Consider the following 15,564-nt stretch of genomic DNA (forward strand, 5'->3'; position numbering starts at 1 on the left):
GTGCTAGGTTCGGGACCCGGCAGACATCGGATGTCTGCCGGGTCCCGCTCGCGTAGGGAGTTGATCAGGGTGACGAAGCGCCGACTGCCGAAGCCGGAGGAGCTGAAGCAGATCCTGCGACCCAAGCCGATCGTGCTGAACCCGACCGACCGGCGGCTTTCCAACGCCCACACCATCGCGGACCTGCGAATGATCGCGCGCAAGCGGACCCCGCGGGCGGCGTTCGACTACACCGACGGCGCGGCCGAGCTGGAGGACAGCCTGCGCCGGGCGCGACAGGCCTACCGCCGCATCGAGTTCCACCCGAACGTGTTGCGCGGGGTGTCCGATGTGGACACCACCCGCGAGATCCTCGGCAAGACGTCCGCACTGCCGTTCGCCTTCGCCCCCACCGGGTTCACCCGGATGATGAACCACGAGGGCGAAGCCGCGGTCGGCCGCGTGGCGCAGCGCAACGGCATCCCGATGGGCCTGTCGACGATGGCGACGACGTCGATCGAGGACCTCGCCGCGGCGGCGCCGCAGGCCCGCAAGTGGTTCCAGCTCTACGTCTGGCGCGACCACGGCGCGGGCGAAGATCTGATGAATCGCGCGTGGGCGGCGGGCTACGACACGCTGATGCTGACGGTGGACACCCCGGTCGGCGGCGCGCGCCTGCGCGACGTCCGCAACGGCCTGACCATCCCGCCGGCACTCACCGTCAAGACGTTCCTCGACGGCGCGCTGCACCCGGCGTGGTGGTTCAACCTGCTCACCACCGAGCCGCTGACGTTCGCCTCGCTCACCCACTTCGACGGCACGGTCGCCGAGCTGCTGAACAAGCTGTTCGACCCGACGCTGAACTTCGACGACCTGGACTGGGTCCGCCGGACCTGGCCGGGGAAGCTCGTGGTGAAGGGCGTCCAGAACGTCGACGACGCGCGAGACGTCGTCAAGCACGGCGCCGACGCGGTGCTGCTGTCCAACCACGGCGGCCGCCAGCTCGACCGCGCGCCCACGCCGCTGGAGCTGCTGCCGGCGGTGCTCGACGAGATCCAGGGCGACGCGGAGGTCTGGATCGACACGGGCATCCTCTCGGGCGGCGACATCGTGGCGGCGATCGCCCGCGGCGCGAACGCGGTGCTGATCGGCCGCGCGTTCCTGTACGGCCTGATGGCCGGCGGCGAGCGCGGTGTCCAGCGCTGCGTCGACATCCTCCGCACCGAGATGGTCCGGACGATGCAGCTGCTCGGCGTCCGCACGCTCGCCGACCTCAAGCCTTCCCACGCGACCCTGCGCTAGACCTGCGCCTGGCCGCCGTCGACGAAGAACTCGACGCCGTTGACGAAGCTCGCCTCGTCGGAGGCCAGGAACAGCGCGGCCGCCGCGATCTCGGCCGGGTCGCCGAGCCGGCCCAGCGGGACCTGCGCGCGGAGGCCGTCGACGAGGGCCTGCTGCCCGTCGTCGGGCACGAGGCCGAGCAGGCCGGGGGTCAGCGTCGGTCCCGGGCTCAGCACGTTGACCCGCGTCCCGGTGCCCTGCAGGTCGAGCGCCCAGCTGCGGGCGAAGTTGCGCACCGCCGCCTTGGTGGCCGCGTAGACGCTGAAGGCCGGGCTGACCCGCGTCGACGTCGTCGAGCCGGTGAGGATGATCGACGCGTTCTCGTTCAGCAGCGGCAGGGCCTTCTGGACGGCGAAGAGCACGCCCTTGACGTTCGTGCCGAAGGTGGCGTCGAACTGCTCTTCGGTGATCTCGCCGAGCGGGGCGAAGACTCCGCCGCCGGAGTTGGCGACCACGACGTCCAGGCCGCGGCCCCGCTCCCCCACCGCGCGGTAGAGCACGTCCAGGTCGGCCAGGTTCGCCGAATCCGCCTGGACGGCCGTCACCTCGCCGCCGATCTCGGCGACCGCGTCGTCGAGCGCTTCCTTGCGGCGCCCGGTGACGAACACGTGCGCGCCTTCGGCCGCGAACCGCTTCGCGATGGCGAGCCCGATGCCGGTGCTGCCGCCGGTCACGACGGCGGTCTTGGCTGCCAGCTTCACGCTGCTCCTCCAATTGTTGACTATTTAGTCCAGAACGTACGCCGTTCTGGACTAAATAGTCAAGAATGGGTAGCCTGGCGCCATGGCGAGACCCCGGAGCTTCGACGAGGCGGCCGTCCTGCGCACGGCCAGGGACCAGTTCTGGGAGACCGGCTACGCGGGCACGAAAGTGGACGACATCGCCGCCGCGACCGGCCTCGGCAAGGGCAGCCTCTACGGCGCCTTCGGCGACAAGCACGCGCTGTTCCTCCGGGTCTACGACCACTACTGCGGCGAAGCGGCCGAGGGCACGCGCCGGCAGCTCGAGGGTCCCGACGCCACTGCCTATCGACGGCTCCGCGACCACGTGCTGGCGATCGCCGAATCGGTCGCCGCCGACCAGGCGCGCCGGGGGTGCCTGATCGCGAAGAGCACGGCCGAATGCGCGCAGCACGACGAGGCGGTCGCCGCCCGAAGCCGGCGGCTGTTCCACGACCTGCAGGAATACCTCACCGCCTGCATCGCGGGCGCCCAGCGCGCGGGCGACCTCGCCGACGGCCAGGACCCGGCCCGCCTGGCCGGCCTCGTGCTGGCCGTCCTGCGCGGCCTCGAAGCCCTCGGCAAAGGCGGCGTCGAACCGGACGACGTCCGGGCGATCGCCGAGACCGCGCTGGCGGTGCTGCCGAAGCCGCCGGCCGCAACTTCTTGACGGACCGACCAGTTTGTGAGGAGGATCACGGGCACCCGCCGAAAGGCCGTTTTCGCATCGTGGAAACGGAGGTCGCCCGTGTTCGTGCAGAACCTGACTCCCCTCGGTTCGCTGGGCCTGTCGGCACTGGTCGCCGTGCTGCCGCTGGCGACCGTGCTCGTGCTCCTCGGCGTCGTCCGGATGCGGGCGCACCACGCCGCCCTGCTCGGGCTGCTCGTCGCGCTCGTCGTGGGGATCGCCGCGTACGGGATGCCCGTCGTCCAGGCCGTTTCCGCGGCGCTGCAGGGCGCGGCGTTCGGGCTGTGGCCGATCATGTGGATCGTCGTCAACGCGCTGTGGATCTACCGGCTCACCGTGCGGACCGGGCACTTCGACGTGCTGCGCCGCTCGTTCGGCCGGATCTCCGACGACCCGCGGATCCAGGCGCTGATCATCGCGTTCTGCTTCGGTGCGCTGATGGAGGCGCTGGCCGGGTTCGGCGCGCCGGTCGCGATCAGCGCCGTGATGCTGGTGGCCGTCGGCTTCCACCCGGTCAAGGCCGCGGTCGTCGCGCTGGTCGCGAACACCGCGCCGGTCGCGTTCGGCGCGATGGGCACCCCGGTCGTCACCCTGGCGCAGGTCACCGGCCTGCCGCTGCAGGAGGTGTCGTCGATCGTCGGCCGGCAGACACCGCTGCTCGCCTTGGTCGTGCCGCTGCTGCTGGTGATCATCGTCGACGGGAAGCGCGGCCTGCGCGACACCTGGCTGCCCGCGCTGGTCTGCGGGGTCGCGTTCGGGCTCGTGCAGTTCCTGGCGTCCAACTACGTGTCGCCGCAGCTGGCCGACATCGGCGCCGCGCTCGCCGGCGCGGCCGCGCTCGTCGCGCTCCCCCGGACCCGCCGCCCGGTGCCGGATTCGGTCCGGATCGGCACCGGCGGCACGGCCACCGCCGCAACACCGGCGGACGACTCGCGCGACGACGTCGTGAAGGCGTACCTGCCGTACGCGCTGATCATCGTGATCTTCTCCGTCGCCGTGCTGCCGCCGGTGAAGAAGCTGCTGGACAAGGCGACCTGGAAGTTCCGCTGGCCGGGGCTGCACGTCGCCGGCCCGAACGGGAAACCGGTGTCCGGCAACACGTTCTCGCTGCCGTTCCTCAACACCGGCGGCACGCTGGTGCTGCTGGCCGGGATCCTGACGGCGGTGTTCCTCGCCGTCCGCGCGGGCGGCGCCGCGAGCGAGTGGCTGGCGACGGTCAAGGAGCTGCGGTTCGCGATCCTCACCGTCACCGGGGTGCTCGCGCTGGCCTACGTGATGAACCTGTCCGGCCAGACTTCCACCATCGGCACGTTCATCGCGGCCGCGGGCGCCGGCCTGGCGTTCCTCTCACCGGTGCTGGGCTGGTTCGGCGTCGCCGTCTCGGGCTCGGACACGTCGGCGAACGCGCTGTTCGGCGCGCTGCAGGTGACGGCGGCGGCCAAGACGGGTCTGCCGGCGGACCTGCTGGCCGCGGCCAACAGCTCCGGCGGCGTGCTCGGCAAGATGGTCTCGCCGCAGAACCTCACGATCGCCTGCGTCGCGGCGAACCTCCCGGGCGAAGAGGGCAAGCTGCTGCGGAAGGTGCTGCCGTGGAGCGCGGGGCTGCTGCTGGCGATGTGCCTGATCGTGCTCGGCCAGAGCACGGCGGCGCTCAGCTGGATGCTGCCATGACCTGCCGGGCGGCGACGCGCTTGGCGGAGCGGTTCCAGCTCCACCAGCCGTGCACGACGAGCCCGGCGAAGACGACGTAGATCGCCGCGGAGAAGTAGAGCCCGGACGAGATCTGCAGCGGCACGCCGATGGCGTCGACGACCAGCCAGACGAGCCAGAACTCGACGAGCCCGAGCCCCTGCGCCCCGAAGGCGACGAGCGTGCCGACGAAGATGGCGGCGTCGGGCCACGGCGCCCAGGACGCGTTGAGGGCGTCGAGGACCAGGGCCATGACGGTGGTGCCGACGAGGAAGGCACCGAGCATGGCGAGCCGTTCGGCAAGCCGTCCCTGCCGCACGACGACACCGAAGACGGGATCCTGCCGGCGCGTCCAGGCCCACCAGCCGTAGACGGAGATGGCGAGAATGGCGACCTGCCGGGCGGCGAGGCCACCGAGGTGCGCGGAGACGTAGACGGCGAAGAGCAGAACGGTGGCCCCGACCTGAACGGGCCAGGTCCACAGGGTGCGACGCTGCGCGAGGAAGACGACGGCGAGCGCGAACACCTGCCCGGCGAGCTCCGCGATCGAAATCCACTGGCCGAGCACCGTGATTCCGTGGTGCAGCAGGAAATCCACGTCACGCCCCTTTCGTCCTACCGCATCAAACATGCTCGGCCGGGAGTGAATTCCCTAGAGAGTGTGAGCGGCGGAACATCCCGCGGGTTGGGACGTCTCCGCCGGGCGATGGGGTGCGTGAGACGCACCGAAGGCCGCCTTGGGGCGCTCGGGCTGGGGACACGCTCGGGCCGGGCGGACCGGGCCGCGCCAGGGCGGGGTTGCCCGGCCGAGCCAGCCCAGCCGGGCACGCGCCCCGGCTGGGCAAGACAAGGGGGCCCGGCCGGAGCCGCGCGGGGGCAGAGGCCCAGCGGGCCAGGCAGGAGCCGGTCAGGGCGGCGTCGGGCAAGGGCCGAGGCAGGGCGGGCAAGAGCTGGGCGAGGCGGGGCAGAGCCGAGCGGGCGCTCGGGGCGGGCCGTCGAAGCCTGAGCGTGCGCGGGAGAGGCGGGTCCGGGCCAGCAGAGGCAGGGCGCCCCGGGCGGGAGCCGCGCGGGGCGGAGGCCCGGTGGGCCGGTGGGCCCACCGGGCACGGGCCGGGCGAGGCAGGGCCGCCTACCCGCCCGCCGGGCCGGAGCGAGCCAGGCAGAGCACAGCCGGGCCGGAGCCGAGCCGGGCCGCGCAGGAGCCGGCCTCGGGCAGACACGGCACGGGGCGGGTCCGGCGGCTTCCTCGACCGCCGGGCCCGCCCCGGAATCCGTCCCGCTCAGGGCTGCTGGCGCGGGGTGCCGACCGGCGGGGTCGGCGTGTTGTCCGCGCCCACCGTCGTGCGGGGCGGGGCGCTCGTGCCCATCTCGCCGCTGCGCTGCTTCGGCGTCTCCAGCTGGTGCTCCATGTTCGCGAGCCAGCCGCGCCAGCGGTCCTGTGCCGGCTTGATCAGGCCGCCGCCGAAGCCCACCACGATCACTCCGCCGATCGTGGCCAGTACCGCGATCAGCACCGGGCCCGTGATCATCGTCGCCACGTTCACCTGGCCCAGCGCCGCGATGATGCCGAACGCCATGATCAGCCAGTACGCGCCCAGCGCCAGCGGACGCGCGGCCGGCCGGCCCGACATCGCCGACGAAACGACGTCACGCACCACCTTCGCGATGGCCGCGGCCACCACCACCAGCACCAGCGCCACCACGATGCGCGGCAGGAACGCGATGATGTCGTTGAGCAGCTGGCTCACCGGGTTCGTCGGCCCGAACACCCCGAACGCCAGCTGCAGCGCGATCAGCAGGATGAAGTAGTAGACGAGTTTCACCAGGATCCCGGTCGCGTCGATCCGCTGCTGACCGATCTTTCCGCTCAGCCCGGTCTTCTCCACCAGTTTCCCGAACCCGACTTTCGCCAGGACGAGCCCCAGCGCTTTCGACACCGCCTTCGCGATCAACCAGCCGATCAGCAGGATGATCAGGAACCCGACAAGTTTCGGCACGAACGTGGCCACCATGGTCCACGCCTGCCCGAGCCCGTCCTTCAGTTGCTGGCCCATACCGACTCCCTCCACAGGTATTGCACCGGATCGTCGATCAGGTACCCCACGGCGGCAACTCGGCTGCACCACGATCGAGTGAGACGACTGGCGCGCGAAGATCAGCCACGGCCATACTGGAATCACCGGTGGGGACCGGGGAGACGAGGCCGTCCGGCGCAGCGTAAACCGCAAGCGCCGGGCGGCCTCGAGCATTGTCGGCCCGCACAAGAATCCGGCCCCGAAAGCCGGGGCTTCGAGGCCGGATGAACAACCGGAGAACGTCAGGCGGCGCGCAGGGCGTCGCGGAGTTTGACCTTCGCGCCGGTGCGCATCACCGCATTCCGGTAGATCCGCGCGGCCAGCCAGATCAGGCCCGGAATCATCAGCACCACGAGCACCACCGACAACACGGCTTCCCAAACGGGCACCCCGCCCATCGCCAGCCGGATCGGCATCAGCGTCGGCGAAAACACCGGAATCACCGAAAGCACCTCGACGAACGTGCTGCCCGGATTCGACGGCAGCACGGAAATGCCGATCACGTATCCGGCGATCACGAACATCAGCGCCGGCATCGTCGCGCCACCGACGTCTTCCTGCCGCGAAACCAGCGCGCCCAGCGCGGCGAACACGATCGAGTACATGAAAAACCCGAGCAGGTACCAGACGATCAGCCAGACGACGGTGCCGACCGCCGACGACAGCGAAAGATCCGGCAACGCCCCGGTCGCCGTCACCGCGACCAGCCCGCCGACACCGATCACGACCATCTGGATCAGCCCGACGACGCCGATGCCGAGCACCTTGCCCGCCATCAGCTGCCACGGCTTGATCGTCGACAGCAGCAGCTCGACCACCCGCGACGTCTTCTCCTCGACGACCCCCTGCGCCACGCTCTGGCCGTTGATCATCAGCGACAGGTAGATCAGGATGCCGGCGGCGATGCCGAGGCCCAGCTGCGCGCCGTTGTAGTCGTACGGCTGCTCCAGCGGCGGGTCCTCGACGAACTTCGCCGACGCGACCGCCGCCCGGAACCGCGCCGGGTCGCCGCCCAGCGCGGTGATCTGCCGGTCGATCGCCACCTGCTGGGACAGCAGCTGCAGGACGTTGGCCAGCTTGCCGTCGAGGTCCTTCTTGACCTGGACGTGCACGCTCTTGCCGTCGCCGGTGAGCAGGGCGTCGATCGAGCCGTCGGCCAGCTTCGCGCGGCCCGCGGCTTCGTCGGCGACCTGGACGACGTCGATCTTCTCGCCGACGGTCTGGCCGCCGGCCTTCAGCGGCGCGGCGAGCGGGGCCGTCGCCGGCGTGCAGGCGACGGTCGAGTCCGCGCCGCTGCCGCCGGAGATCAGCTTGAGCAGCACGATGCCGGCCACGATCAGCACCAGCATGATCACCGTGCTGACGCGGAAGGCCTTCGAGCGGACGCGCGTGCTGATCTCGCGGGAGGCGACCAGGCCGACCGCGGCGGCGGGGCTCATCCGGACGTCCGGGACCGGGGTGCTCATGCGGGAACCTCCTCGGTGACGACGGAACGGAACAGCTCGGTCAGCGACGGCTGCTCGCGCGCGAACTCGCGGACCGGCCCCGTGGCCAGCGCCGCCTTGAGCACGGCCTGGTCGTCGGCGCCTTCGCCGAGCTCCAGCTCGGTCACCGGGCCCGTCCGGCCGAGCACCTTCACCCCGGGCAGCCCGTCGGCCCAGCCCGCCCCGGCCTCCGGCACGTCGACGCGCAGCCGGACGGCGCCACCGGCCCGCAGCTCGCCGACCGTGCCCTTCGCCACCATCCGTCCACTCCGGACGATCCCGACGCGGTCGCACAGCCGCTCGACGAGGTCGAGCTGGTGGCTGGAGAACACCACGGGCACGCCCTCGGCGGCCTTCTCCCGCAGCACCTCGCTCATCACGTCGACCGCGACCGGGTCGAGCCCGGAGAACGGCTCGTCGAGCACGAGGATCCGCGGCTCGTGCACCAGCGCCGCGGCCAGCTGGACGCGCTGCTGGTTGCCGAGGCTGAGCTTCTGCACCTCGTCGTCACGGCGGCCGGCGACGCCGAGCCGTTCGGTCCACTTCTCCGCCGACGACCGCGCGTCGGCGGCCGGCATGCCGTGCAGCCGCGCGAGGTACGTCAGCTGCTCGGCCACCTTCATTTTCGGGTACAGGCCGCGTTCCTCGGGCATGTAGCCGATGTGGCGGCGCGTCTCGTGCGTGACCGGCACGCCGTCGTAGCGGACTTCGCCGGCGTCGGCGGAGAGCACACCGAGCGCGATCCGCATGGTCGTGGTCTTGCCGGCGCCGTTGCTGCCGACGAAGCCGAACAGCTCGCCGGGCCGGACGTCGAACGTCATTTCGTGCAGGGCTACCACGTCGCCGAACCGTTTGGAGACGGCGTCGATCTCTAAACCGGTCATTCCGGTTCCCCCAATCCGGGTGTTCCCCGTGGCCGATCCTAGGCAGTCCGTACACGCGCCGCACACCCCGCGCGTTGCCGCCGGAGCCCGGAAAATCGCGGGACACGTAGGATCGCGTCCGCCATGGATGGAACCACCGCCCCGCGCCCGGTGCCGAAGCACCACGGGCTGTCCGCGAAGACGCTTCGGCGGCTCGAGCGCGCGTCCGGGCGCCTGGCGAGCGCGAGCATCGCGGTGATGGAGCGGCGGCTGCCGTGGTTCGCGCGGCTGCCCGCCGACCAGCGCGCGAGCGTGCTGCTGATCACCCAGGCGGGAGCCGCGGGGTTCGTCGGCTGGCTGCGTGACTCGAAAGAGGCGCTGAAGCTGACGACCGAGGCCTTCCGCGACGCGCCGGCCGAGCTGTCGCGGTGGGTCAGCCTGCGCCAGGCGGTCGGCATGGTGCGGCTGGCCATCGAGGTGTTCGAGGAGCAGCTGCCCGAGTTCGCCGCGAACGAGGCCGAGCGCGCGGCGCTGATCGAGGGAATCCTGCGCTACGGCCGGGAAATCGCGTTCGCGGCGGCGAACTCGTACGCAGCGGCGGCCGAGGCGCGCGGCGCGTGGGACGCGCGGCTGGAGGCACTGGTCGTCGACGGGATCGTCCGTGGCGACGCCGAGGAATCGGTGCTTTCGCGGGCGACGGCGCTGGGCTGGGAACCTTCCGCGGCCGCCACGGTCCTGGTCGGCAACCCGCCGTCGGAGGACCCGCCGACGGTAGTCTTCGAGGTCCGCAGCCGCGCGGCCCGCGTCGGCCGCCCGGTGCTGCTGTCGGTGCAGGGCTCGCGGCTGGTGGTCGTGATCGGCGGCCCGACCGACGGCGGGGTGAAGGAGCGCGAAATCCTCACCCGGATGTCGGTGGCGTTCGCCGACGGCCCGGTGGTGGCCGGCCCGACGGTGCCGACGCTGGCCGAGGCCCACCACAGCGCGACGGAGGCGCTGTCGGGGCTGCGGGCGGTGGTCGGCTGGCCGGGCGCGCCCCGGCCGGTCCGGTCGGCGGACCTGCTGCCGGAGCGGGCGCTGTCGGGCGACGCGGAGGCGGAACGCCTGCTGGTGGACACGATCGCGCGCCCGCTGGAGGAGGCGGGCCCGACGCTGCAGCGCACGGTGGAGGCGTACCTGGAAAGCGGCGGCGTGCTGGAGACATGCGCGAAGACGCTGTTCGTCCACCCGAACACGGTCCGGTACCGGCTGCGGAAAGCGGCGGAGCTGACGGGCTGCCAGGCGACCGACCCACGCGACGCGCTGGTGCTGCGGATCGCGCTGACGGTGGGACGGCTGGCCCGCGCCCGCGGCCTCTGGTGAGCGAAGGTCCCGAGCGCCCCAAGGCGGCCTTCGGTGCGTCACACGCAACCAAGGCGGCCTTCGGTGCGTCAGACGCAACCAAGGCCGCCTTGGGGCGCTTGCTGCGAGCCCGGTCACGTGATGGACTTAACAGCGAAAGGTGATTGAACCCGACAAGGCATCCGGGTTACGCGTGAGGTCTGACGGCGCGTCTTTGGAGGGTTCCGACAAAGACGCCGCGCAGACACTGTGAGCGTCGGCATCCCCGGAAACCCCCTTTCCCGTGTTGTCTTGAAGGGTGACAGCAGCAGTCCTCGCTCCCGGTCAGGGGTCCCAGGCCCCCGGTATGTTCACGCCCTGGCTCGACCTCGACGGCGCGCGCGAGCGCCTCGCGCAGTGGTCCGAACGCGCCGGGCTCGACCTGCTCCGCCTCGGCACCGAGGCGGACGCCGACGAGATCCAGGACACCGCCGTCGCGCAGCCGCTGATCGTCGCGCTGTCGCTGCTCACCTTCGAGCACCTCCAGGCGACCGCGCCGGTCCCCGCGGACGCGCCGGTCGCCGGGCACTCCGTCGGCGAGCTCGCCGCGGCCGCCATCGCCGGGGTGCTGAAACCCGAAGACGCCGTCGCGCTCGCCGCCGTCCGGGGCGCCGAGATGGCGAAGGCGTGCGCGCTCGAACCGACGTCGATGGCCGCGGTCATGCTCGGGGACCCCGAGCAGGTCGTCGCCTGGCTGGCCGAACACGGCCTCGCCGCGGCGAACCGCAACGGAGCGGGGCAGATCGTCGCCTCCGGTGCCGCCGACGCGATCGCGAAGATCGTCGCCGAGCCCCTCGAAGGCACGAAGATCCGCGCCCTCAAGGTCGCCGGCGCGTTCCACACGCAGTACATGGCGCCCGCCGAGGAAGCGATGCGCGCCCACGCCGCCGAGCTGACCCCGGCCGACCCGGTCCGCCCGCTGCTGTCCAACGCGGACGGCGCCGTGGTCACCAGCGGGGCCGAGTACCTCGACCGGCTGGTCTCGCAGGTCACCCGGCCGGTCCGCTGGGACCTGACGATGGACGGCCTCGTCTCGCTCGGCGTCACCCGCACGATCGAACTCGCGCCCGCGGGCACGCTGACCGGGCTGGTCAAGCGGCAGCTCAAGGGCGTCGTCACCACTACCACCGCGCTGAAGACGCCGGCCGAGCTGGCCGCGCTGCGCCAGGAGGACGCCTCGTGACCGACCGACCCGCCCTGAGCCTGACCACCGGCTCCCGCGGCAGCCGCGTGCTGGGCATCGGCAGCGCGCAGCCCGAGAAGATCGTCACCAACGACGACCTCTCGAAGATCATGGACACCAACGACGAGTGGATCCGCACCCGCGTCGGCATCATCGAGCGCCGGTTCGCCGAGAAGGACGAGGAGCTCACCGACTTCGCCGTCGCCGCGGGCAAGGCGGCGCTCGAGGACGCCGGGGTCGAGCCGTCCGAAGTGGACACGGTGATCCTGCCGAACTGCACGATGCGCACGCTCATCCCGAACGCCGCCGCGCAGGTCGCCGCCCGGATCGGCATCCCGGCCCCCGGCGCGTTCGACCTCAACGCCGCGTGCGCCGGGTTCTGCTACGGCCTCGGCGTCGCCTCCGACCTCGTCCGGGCGGGCTCGGCGAAGAAGGTCCTGGTCATCGGCGCGGAGAAGCTCACCGACTCGGTCGACCCGGTCGACCGGGCCAACGCGATCATCTTCGCCGACGGCGCGGGCGCCGCGGTCGTCGGCGCCTCCGACGAGCCGGGCATCGGCCCGGTGTCCTGGGGCAGCGCGGGCGACCTGGTCGACCTGATCTACATGCGCGACGAGAAGTACATCTACCAGGAGGGCCAGTCGGTCTTCCGGTGGGCGACCACGCAGATCGCGCCGATCGCGCTGGGCGCGCTGGAGGCTGCCGGGCTCAAGCCGTCCGATGTGGACGTGCTGATCCCGCACCAGGCGAACCTGCGCATCGTCGAGGCGATCGCGAAGAAGCTGCGGGCCAACGGCGCCCGTGACGACATGGTCGTCGCCGACGACATCAAGTACTCCGGCAACACGTCGTCGGCGTCCATCCCGCTCGCGCTGGACCACATGCGCAAGGCCGGGACGGTCTCCTCCGGCGACCTGGTGCTGGCGGTCGGGTTCGGCGCGGGCCTGTCCTACGCCGGGCAGGCGTTCGTCTGCCCCTGACCACCGTTACGCTCCCCGCGGGCATTCGCCCACGGGCAAGAGACCCCCAGAAACACCGAGAAGGGAACTACCCCATGGCTGACAACGCTGAGATCCTCGCCGGCCTCGCCGAGATCGTCGAAGAGGTGGCCGGTGTGGCTCAGGACGACGTCACCGCCGAGAAGTCGTTCGTGGACGACCTGGACATCGACTCGCTGTCGATGGTCGAGATCGCCGTGCAGGCCGAGGACAAGTTCGGCGTCAAGATCCCGGACGACGAGCTCGCCAACCTCAAGACCGTCGGCGACGCCGTGAACTACGTGTCGGCCAACTCGAAGTAAGTCCTCTTCCCTCCTTGAGGAGACTCCCATGAGCAACATCGACGTCGTGATCACCGGTCTCGGCGCCACCACACCGCTCGGCGGGGACGTGCAGTCCACCTGGGACGGTCTGCTGGCCGGGCGGAGCGGGGTCCGGGCGATCGAGGCCGACTGGGTCGAGGAGCTGCAGCTGCCGGTCAAGATCGGCGGTCAGCTGGCCGTCGAGCCGACCGACGTCCTGCCGCGGGTCCAGGCCCGCCGGATGGACCGGTGCGAGCAGGTCGCGCTGATCGCGGCCCGGCAGGCGTGGGCCGACGCCGGGTACGCCGAGCCGACCGACGAGCACACCGACGTCGACCCCGACCGCCTCGGCGTGTCGATCGGCACCGGCATCGGCGGTCCCGTCACGCTGCTCACCCAGAACGACCTGTTGCACCAGCAGGGTCTCCGCAAGGTGTCGCCGCTGACCGTGCCGATGCTGATGCCGAACGGCCCGGCCGCGCACGTGGGCATCGACCTGAAGGCGCGGGCCGGGGTGCACTCACCGGCCTCGGCCTGTGCTTCGGGCGCCGAGGGCATCGCGAACGGCGTGGAGATGATCCGCTCCGGCCGCGCCGACGTGGTGATCGCCGGGGGCGCCGAGTCCTGCATCCACCCGATCACGCTGGCCGGGTTCGCCCAGGCCCGCACGGTGTCCACGCGCAACGACGACCCGGCGGCGGCTTCGCGGCCGTTCGACGCGAGCCGCGACGGCTTCGTGCTCGGCGAGGGCGCCGGCGTGGTCATCCTGGAGCGCGCGGACCAGGCGAAGGCCCGCGGGGCGCGCGTCTACGCGACGATCGCCGGGCACGGCATCACCTCGGACGCCTACCACATCACCGGCAACCACCCCGAGGGCGTCGGCCAGATCGCCGCGATGCGCGCGGCGATGAAGATGGCCGGGGTCACCGCCGCGGAGGTCGGGCACGTGAACGCCCACGCGACGTCCACTGTGGTCGGCGACATCGGCGAGGCGGCGGCGATCCGCAACGCGATCGGCGAGCACCCGGTCGTGACCGCGCCGAAGGGCTCGCTGGGCCACCTGGTCGGCGGCGCGGGCGCGGTCGAGGGGATCATCACGATCCTGTCGCTCTACCACGGCATCGTGCCGGCCACCCTGAACCTGACCGACCTGGACCCGCGGGTGCAGCTGGACGTCGTCTCGGGTGAGCCGCGCAAGATCGACCTGACGGCGGCGATCAGCAACTCGTTCGGCTTCGGCGGGCACAACACGGCGCTGCTGTTCACCCCGGCGGCCTGACCGCCTCAACGTGAAAGGGGCCCGGCTTCGGCCGGGCCCCTTTTTCAGCATTTCTCGTGCTCGGGCGGCGGACCGGGGTCGACGGCGTCGATCTTCAGCGCGCCGCGCTCGACGATCATCGGCAGGACGAGGCGCCACTTGATGCAGGATTCGGGAAAGAACTCGGGGGCGTCCTTGGGGTCCTGCTCGCTGGTGAAGCCGACCAGGACCCGCAGCGACGAGCCGGCACCGCGCTCGATCCGGTAGACGAGCGCGTCGGTGTCCCGTGTGGAGCGGACCCCGGCCTTCCACTCGCCGGCGGGCTGCTGCGAAGCCCGTTCCTGGCTGACGGCTTTCAGCCACTGCGTGTACTGCTTGTCGTTGATGGCGGCGAAGTAGGTCTCGAGGAGCTTGCGGACGGCGTCGGCCTGCGGGTGCGCCATGGCGTCCGGCGTCATCCGGACGGCACCGGAGGCGGCGGGAGCCCCGCTGCCGGCGGACGACGGCGTGACGACGGAAGCGGAAATCTCGTCGGCGGGCCGGTCGGGACGGCGGTAGAGCTCGCGGGCGAGCAACCCGCCACCGACGGTCACGGAGAGCACCACGACCACGACGGGCACCAGCCAGCGCTGGCGTGAGCTGGGGGCGGAGGTGGTCACGCCGCAGAGCGTACCGGCGCGGAGGTGGGCGGCGGGAGCGGTGCCGGGCTGCTCGCGGGCCGGTGCGGCGGGCCGGCGCCGGCCCGGTGAGGTCGCCGCAGGTGAGGCGGTGGCGCAGGTGAAAGCCCGGCACGGGCCCGAACCGGCCGCGGCGCGGCCACAGGCCGCTGCGCCAGCCGGGAACTAACCAGCGCTGGTCCGGTGCGGTCACCCGCAGGTCAGCCAGTGCCACAGACGAAAGCCCGGCAGGGGCCACCGGTGCCGCGGAACCAGCCGCGGCGCGGCCAGTGCGACCGAGTCAGGGATGCACAGCCGCTGGCGTGGGCCGTCGGCGGCGGGGGGAGGCAGCCGGAACGCGAACGGCCCGGCGCGCCCGGGGGTGGTCCCGAGGTCGCGCCGGGCCGTTGCCGGTGCTGTCCGGTCGTCAGCCGACCTGGTGGAGCCACGTCACCGGGGCGCCGTCGCCCGCGTGGCGGTAGGGCTCGAGGGCCTCGTCCCAGCTGGCGGCCAGGAGCTCGTCGAGCTTGTGGGCCAGCGATTCACCCCCGCGGGTCATGGCGACGAGAGCGCGCAGCTGGTCTTCGCCCACCACGATGTCGCCGTTGGCGCTGGTGCGCCCGTGCCACAGGCCGAGGCCGGGCGCGAAGCAGAACCGTTCGCCGTCGACGCCCGCGCTGGGCTCTTCGGTCACCTCGAACCGAATCATCGGCCACGCCTTGAGCGCGGCCGCCAGTTTGGCGCCGGTGCCCGCGGGCGCGCGCCAGCCGCATTCGGCGCGAAGCTGACCCGGACTGGCCGGCTGCGCCGTCCACTTCAGGTCAACGCGGGCACCCAGGGTGCCCGAAATGGCCCACTCGACGTGCGGACACACCGCAGACGGCGACGAGTGGACGTACACCACACCTCGGGTGCTGCCACGGGTGCTCACTGCTACCTCCGCTTGCTCGAC

At 71.9% G+C, this 15,564-nt stretch carries 15 protein-coding genes; 8 read left to right on the forward strand and 7 right to left on the reverse strand.

The window, feature by feature from the left end; translation table 11 throughout:
* Window positions 1-69: 69 nt before the first annotated feature.
* On the forward strand, window positions 70-1,281 hold the full coding sequence (locus BT341_RS38080; RefSeq protein ID WP_072480838.1) for an alpha-hydroxy acid oxidase: 1,212 nt from the start codon (window positions 70-72) through the stop codon (window positions 1,279-1,281).
* Here the strand turns inward: BT341_RS38080 and BT341_RS38085 are convergent.
* Window positions 1,278-2,021: an SDR family oxidoreductase gene (locus tag BT341_RS38085; protein WP_072480839.1), complete on the reverse strand. Its 744-nt coding sequence runs from the start codon at window positions 2,019-2,021 to the stop codon at window positions 1,278-1,280. The genes BT341_RS38080 and BT341_RS38085 overlap by 4 nt on opposite strands.
* 82 nt (window positions 2,022-2,103) lie before the next feature.
* Here BT341_RS38085 and BT341_RS38090 point away from each other — a divergent pair, with 82 nt between their 5' ends.
* Both BT341_RS38090 and BT341_RS38095 read left to right on the forward strand, forming a co-directional pair.
* Window positions 2,104-2,709, forward strand: coding sequence for a TetR/AcrR family transcriptional regulator (locus BT341_RS38090; RefSeq protein WP_072480840.1), 606 nt, complete (start codon window positions 2,104-2,106; stop codon window positions 2,707-2,709).
* Between the two features lie 78 nt (window positions 2,710-2,787).
* Window positions 2,788-4,398 (forward strand): L-lactate permease, encoded by a 1,611-nt coding sequence (locus BT341_RS38095; RefSeq protein ID WP_072480841.1) that lies wholly within the window; start codon window positions 2,788-2,790, stop codon window positions 4,396-4,398.
* Here the strand turns inward: BT341_RS38095 and BT341_RS38100 are convergent.
* From BT341_RS38100 to BT341_RS38115, 4 genes are all read right to left on the reverse strand, one after another.
* Window positions 4,379-5,014: a nicotinamide mononucleotide transporter family protein gene (locus tag BT341_RS38100; protein WP_072480842.1), complete on the reverse strand. Its 636-nt coding sequence runs from the start codon at window positions 5,012-5,014 to the stop codon at window positions 4,379-4,381. The two genes, BT341_RS38095 and BT341_RS38100, sit on opposite strands and share 20 nt — an antisense overlap.
* A gap of 682 nt (window positions 5,015-5,696) precedes the next feature.
* A complete protein-coding gene (locus tag BT341_RS38105; RefSeq protein ID WP_072480843.1) occupies window positions 5,697-6,470 on the reverse strand; it encodes a mechanosensitive ion channel family protein in 774 nt (257 codons plus the stop codon).
* A gap of 263 nt (window positions 6,471-6,733) precedes the next feature.
* On the reverse strand, window positions 6,734-7,957 hold the full coding sequence (locus BT341_RS38110; protein WP_245805244.1) for an ABC transporter permease: 1,224 nt from the start codon (window positions 7,955-7,957) through the stop codon (window positions 6,734-6,736).
* A complete protein-coding gene (locus BT341_RS38115) occupies window positions 7,954-8,859 on the reverse strand; it encodes an ABC transporter ATP-binding protein (protein ID WP_072480844.1) in 906 nt (301 codons plus the stop codon). The genes BT341_RS38110 and BT341_RS38115 overlap by 4 nt, the downstream gene beginning before the upstream one ends.
* Before the next feature lie 123 nt (window positions 8,860-8,982).
* On the opposite strand from BT341_RS38115, the gene BT341_RS38120 reads away from it, so the two are divergent.
* From BT341_RS38120 to BT341_RS38140, 5 genes are all read left to right on the forward strand, one after another.
* Window positions 8,983-10,197: a PucR family transcriptional regulator gene (locus tag BT341_RS38120; protein ID WP_072480845.1), complete on the forward strand. Its 1,215-nt coding sequence runs from the start codon at window positions 8,983-8,985 to the stop codon at window positions 10,195-10,197.
* Window positions 10,198-10,474: 277 nt separating this feature from the next.
* Complete coding sequence (locus BT341_RS38125; RefSeq protein WP_072480846.1) at window positions 10,475-11,398, forward strand: ACP S-malonyltransferase; 924 nt, start codon at window positions 10,475-10,477, stop codon at window positions 11,396-11,398.
* Window positions 11,395-12,378, forward strand: a complete 984-nt coding sequence (locus BT341_RS38130) for a beta-ketoacyl-ACP synthase III (RefSeq protein ID WP_072480847.1) — start codon at window positions 11,395-11,397, stop codon at window positions 12,376-12,378. Before BT341_RS38125 ends, BT341_RS38130 begins: the two co-directional genes overlap by 4 nt.
* A 74-nt stretch (window positions 12,379-12,452) precedes the next feature.
* Window positions 12,453-12,698, forward strand: coding sequence for an acyl carrier protein (locus tag BT341_RS38135; protein ID WP_004559006.1), 246 nt, complete (start codon window positions 12,453-12,455; stop codon window positions 12,696-12,698).
* 28 nt (window positions 12,699-12,726) lie between these two features.
* Complete coding sequence (locus tag BT341_RS38140) at window positions 12,727-13,977, forward strand: beta-ketoacyl-[acyl-carrier-protein] synthase family protein (protein ID WP_072480848.1); 1,251 nt, start codon at window positions 12,727-12,729, stop codon at window positions 13,975-13,977.
* 44 nt (window positions 13,978-14,021) lie between these two features.
* Here BT341_RS38140 and BT341_RS38145 read toward each other — a convergent pair whose 3' ends face one another.
* Together BT341_RS38145 and BT341_RS38150 are read right to left on the reverse strand one after the other, a co-directional pair.
* Window positions 14,022-14,615, reverse strand: a complete 594-nt coding sequence (locus tag BT341_RS38145) for a hypothetical protein (RefSeq protein WP_084743129.1) — start codon at window positions 14,613-14,615, stop codon at window positions 14,022-14,024.
* Window positions 14,616-15,039: 424 nt separating this feature from the next.
* Window positions 15,040-15,543, reverse strand: a complete 504-nt coding sequence (locus tag BT341_RS38150) for a DUF3145 domain-containing protein (RefSeq protein WP_143168778.1) — start codon at window positions 15,541-15,543, stop codon at window positions 15,040-15,042.
* Window positions 15,544-15,564 lie beyond the last annotated feature (21 nt).

The sequence above is a fragment of the Amycolatopsis australiensis genome (assembly GCF_900119165.1).
GTDB lineage: Bacteria > Actinomycetota > Actinomycetes > Mycobacteriales > Pseudonocardiaceae > Amycolatopsis > Amycolatopsis australiensis.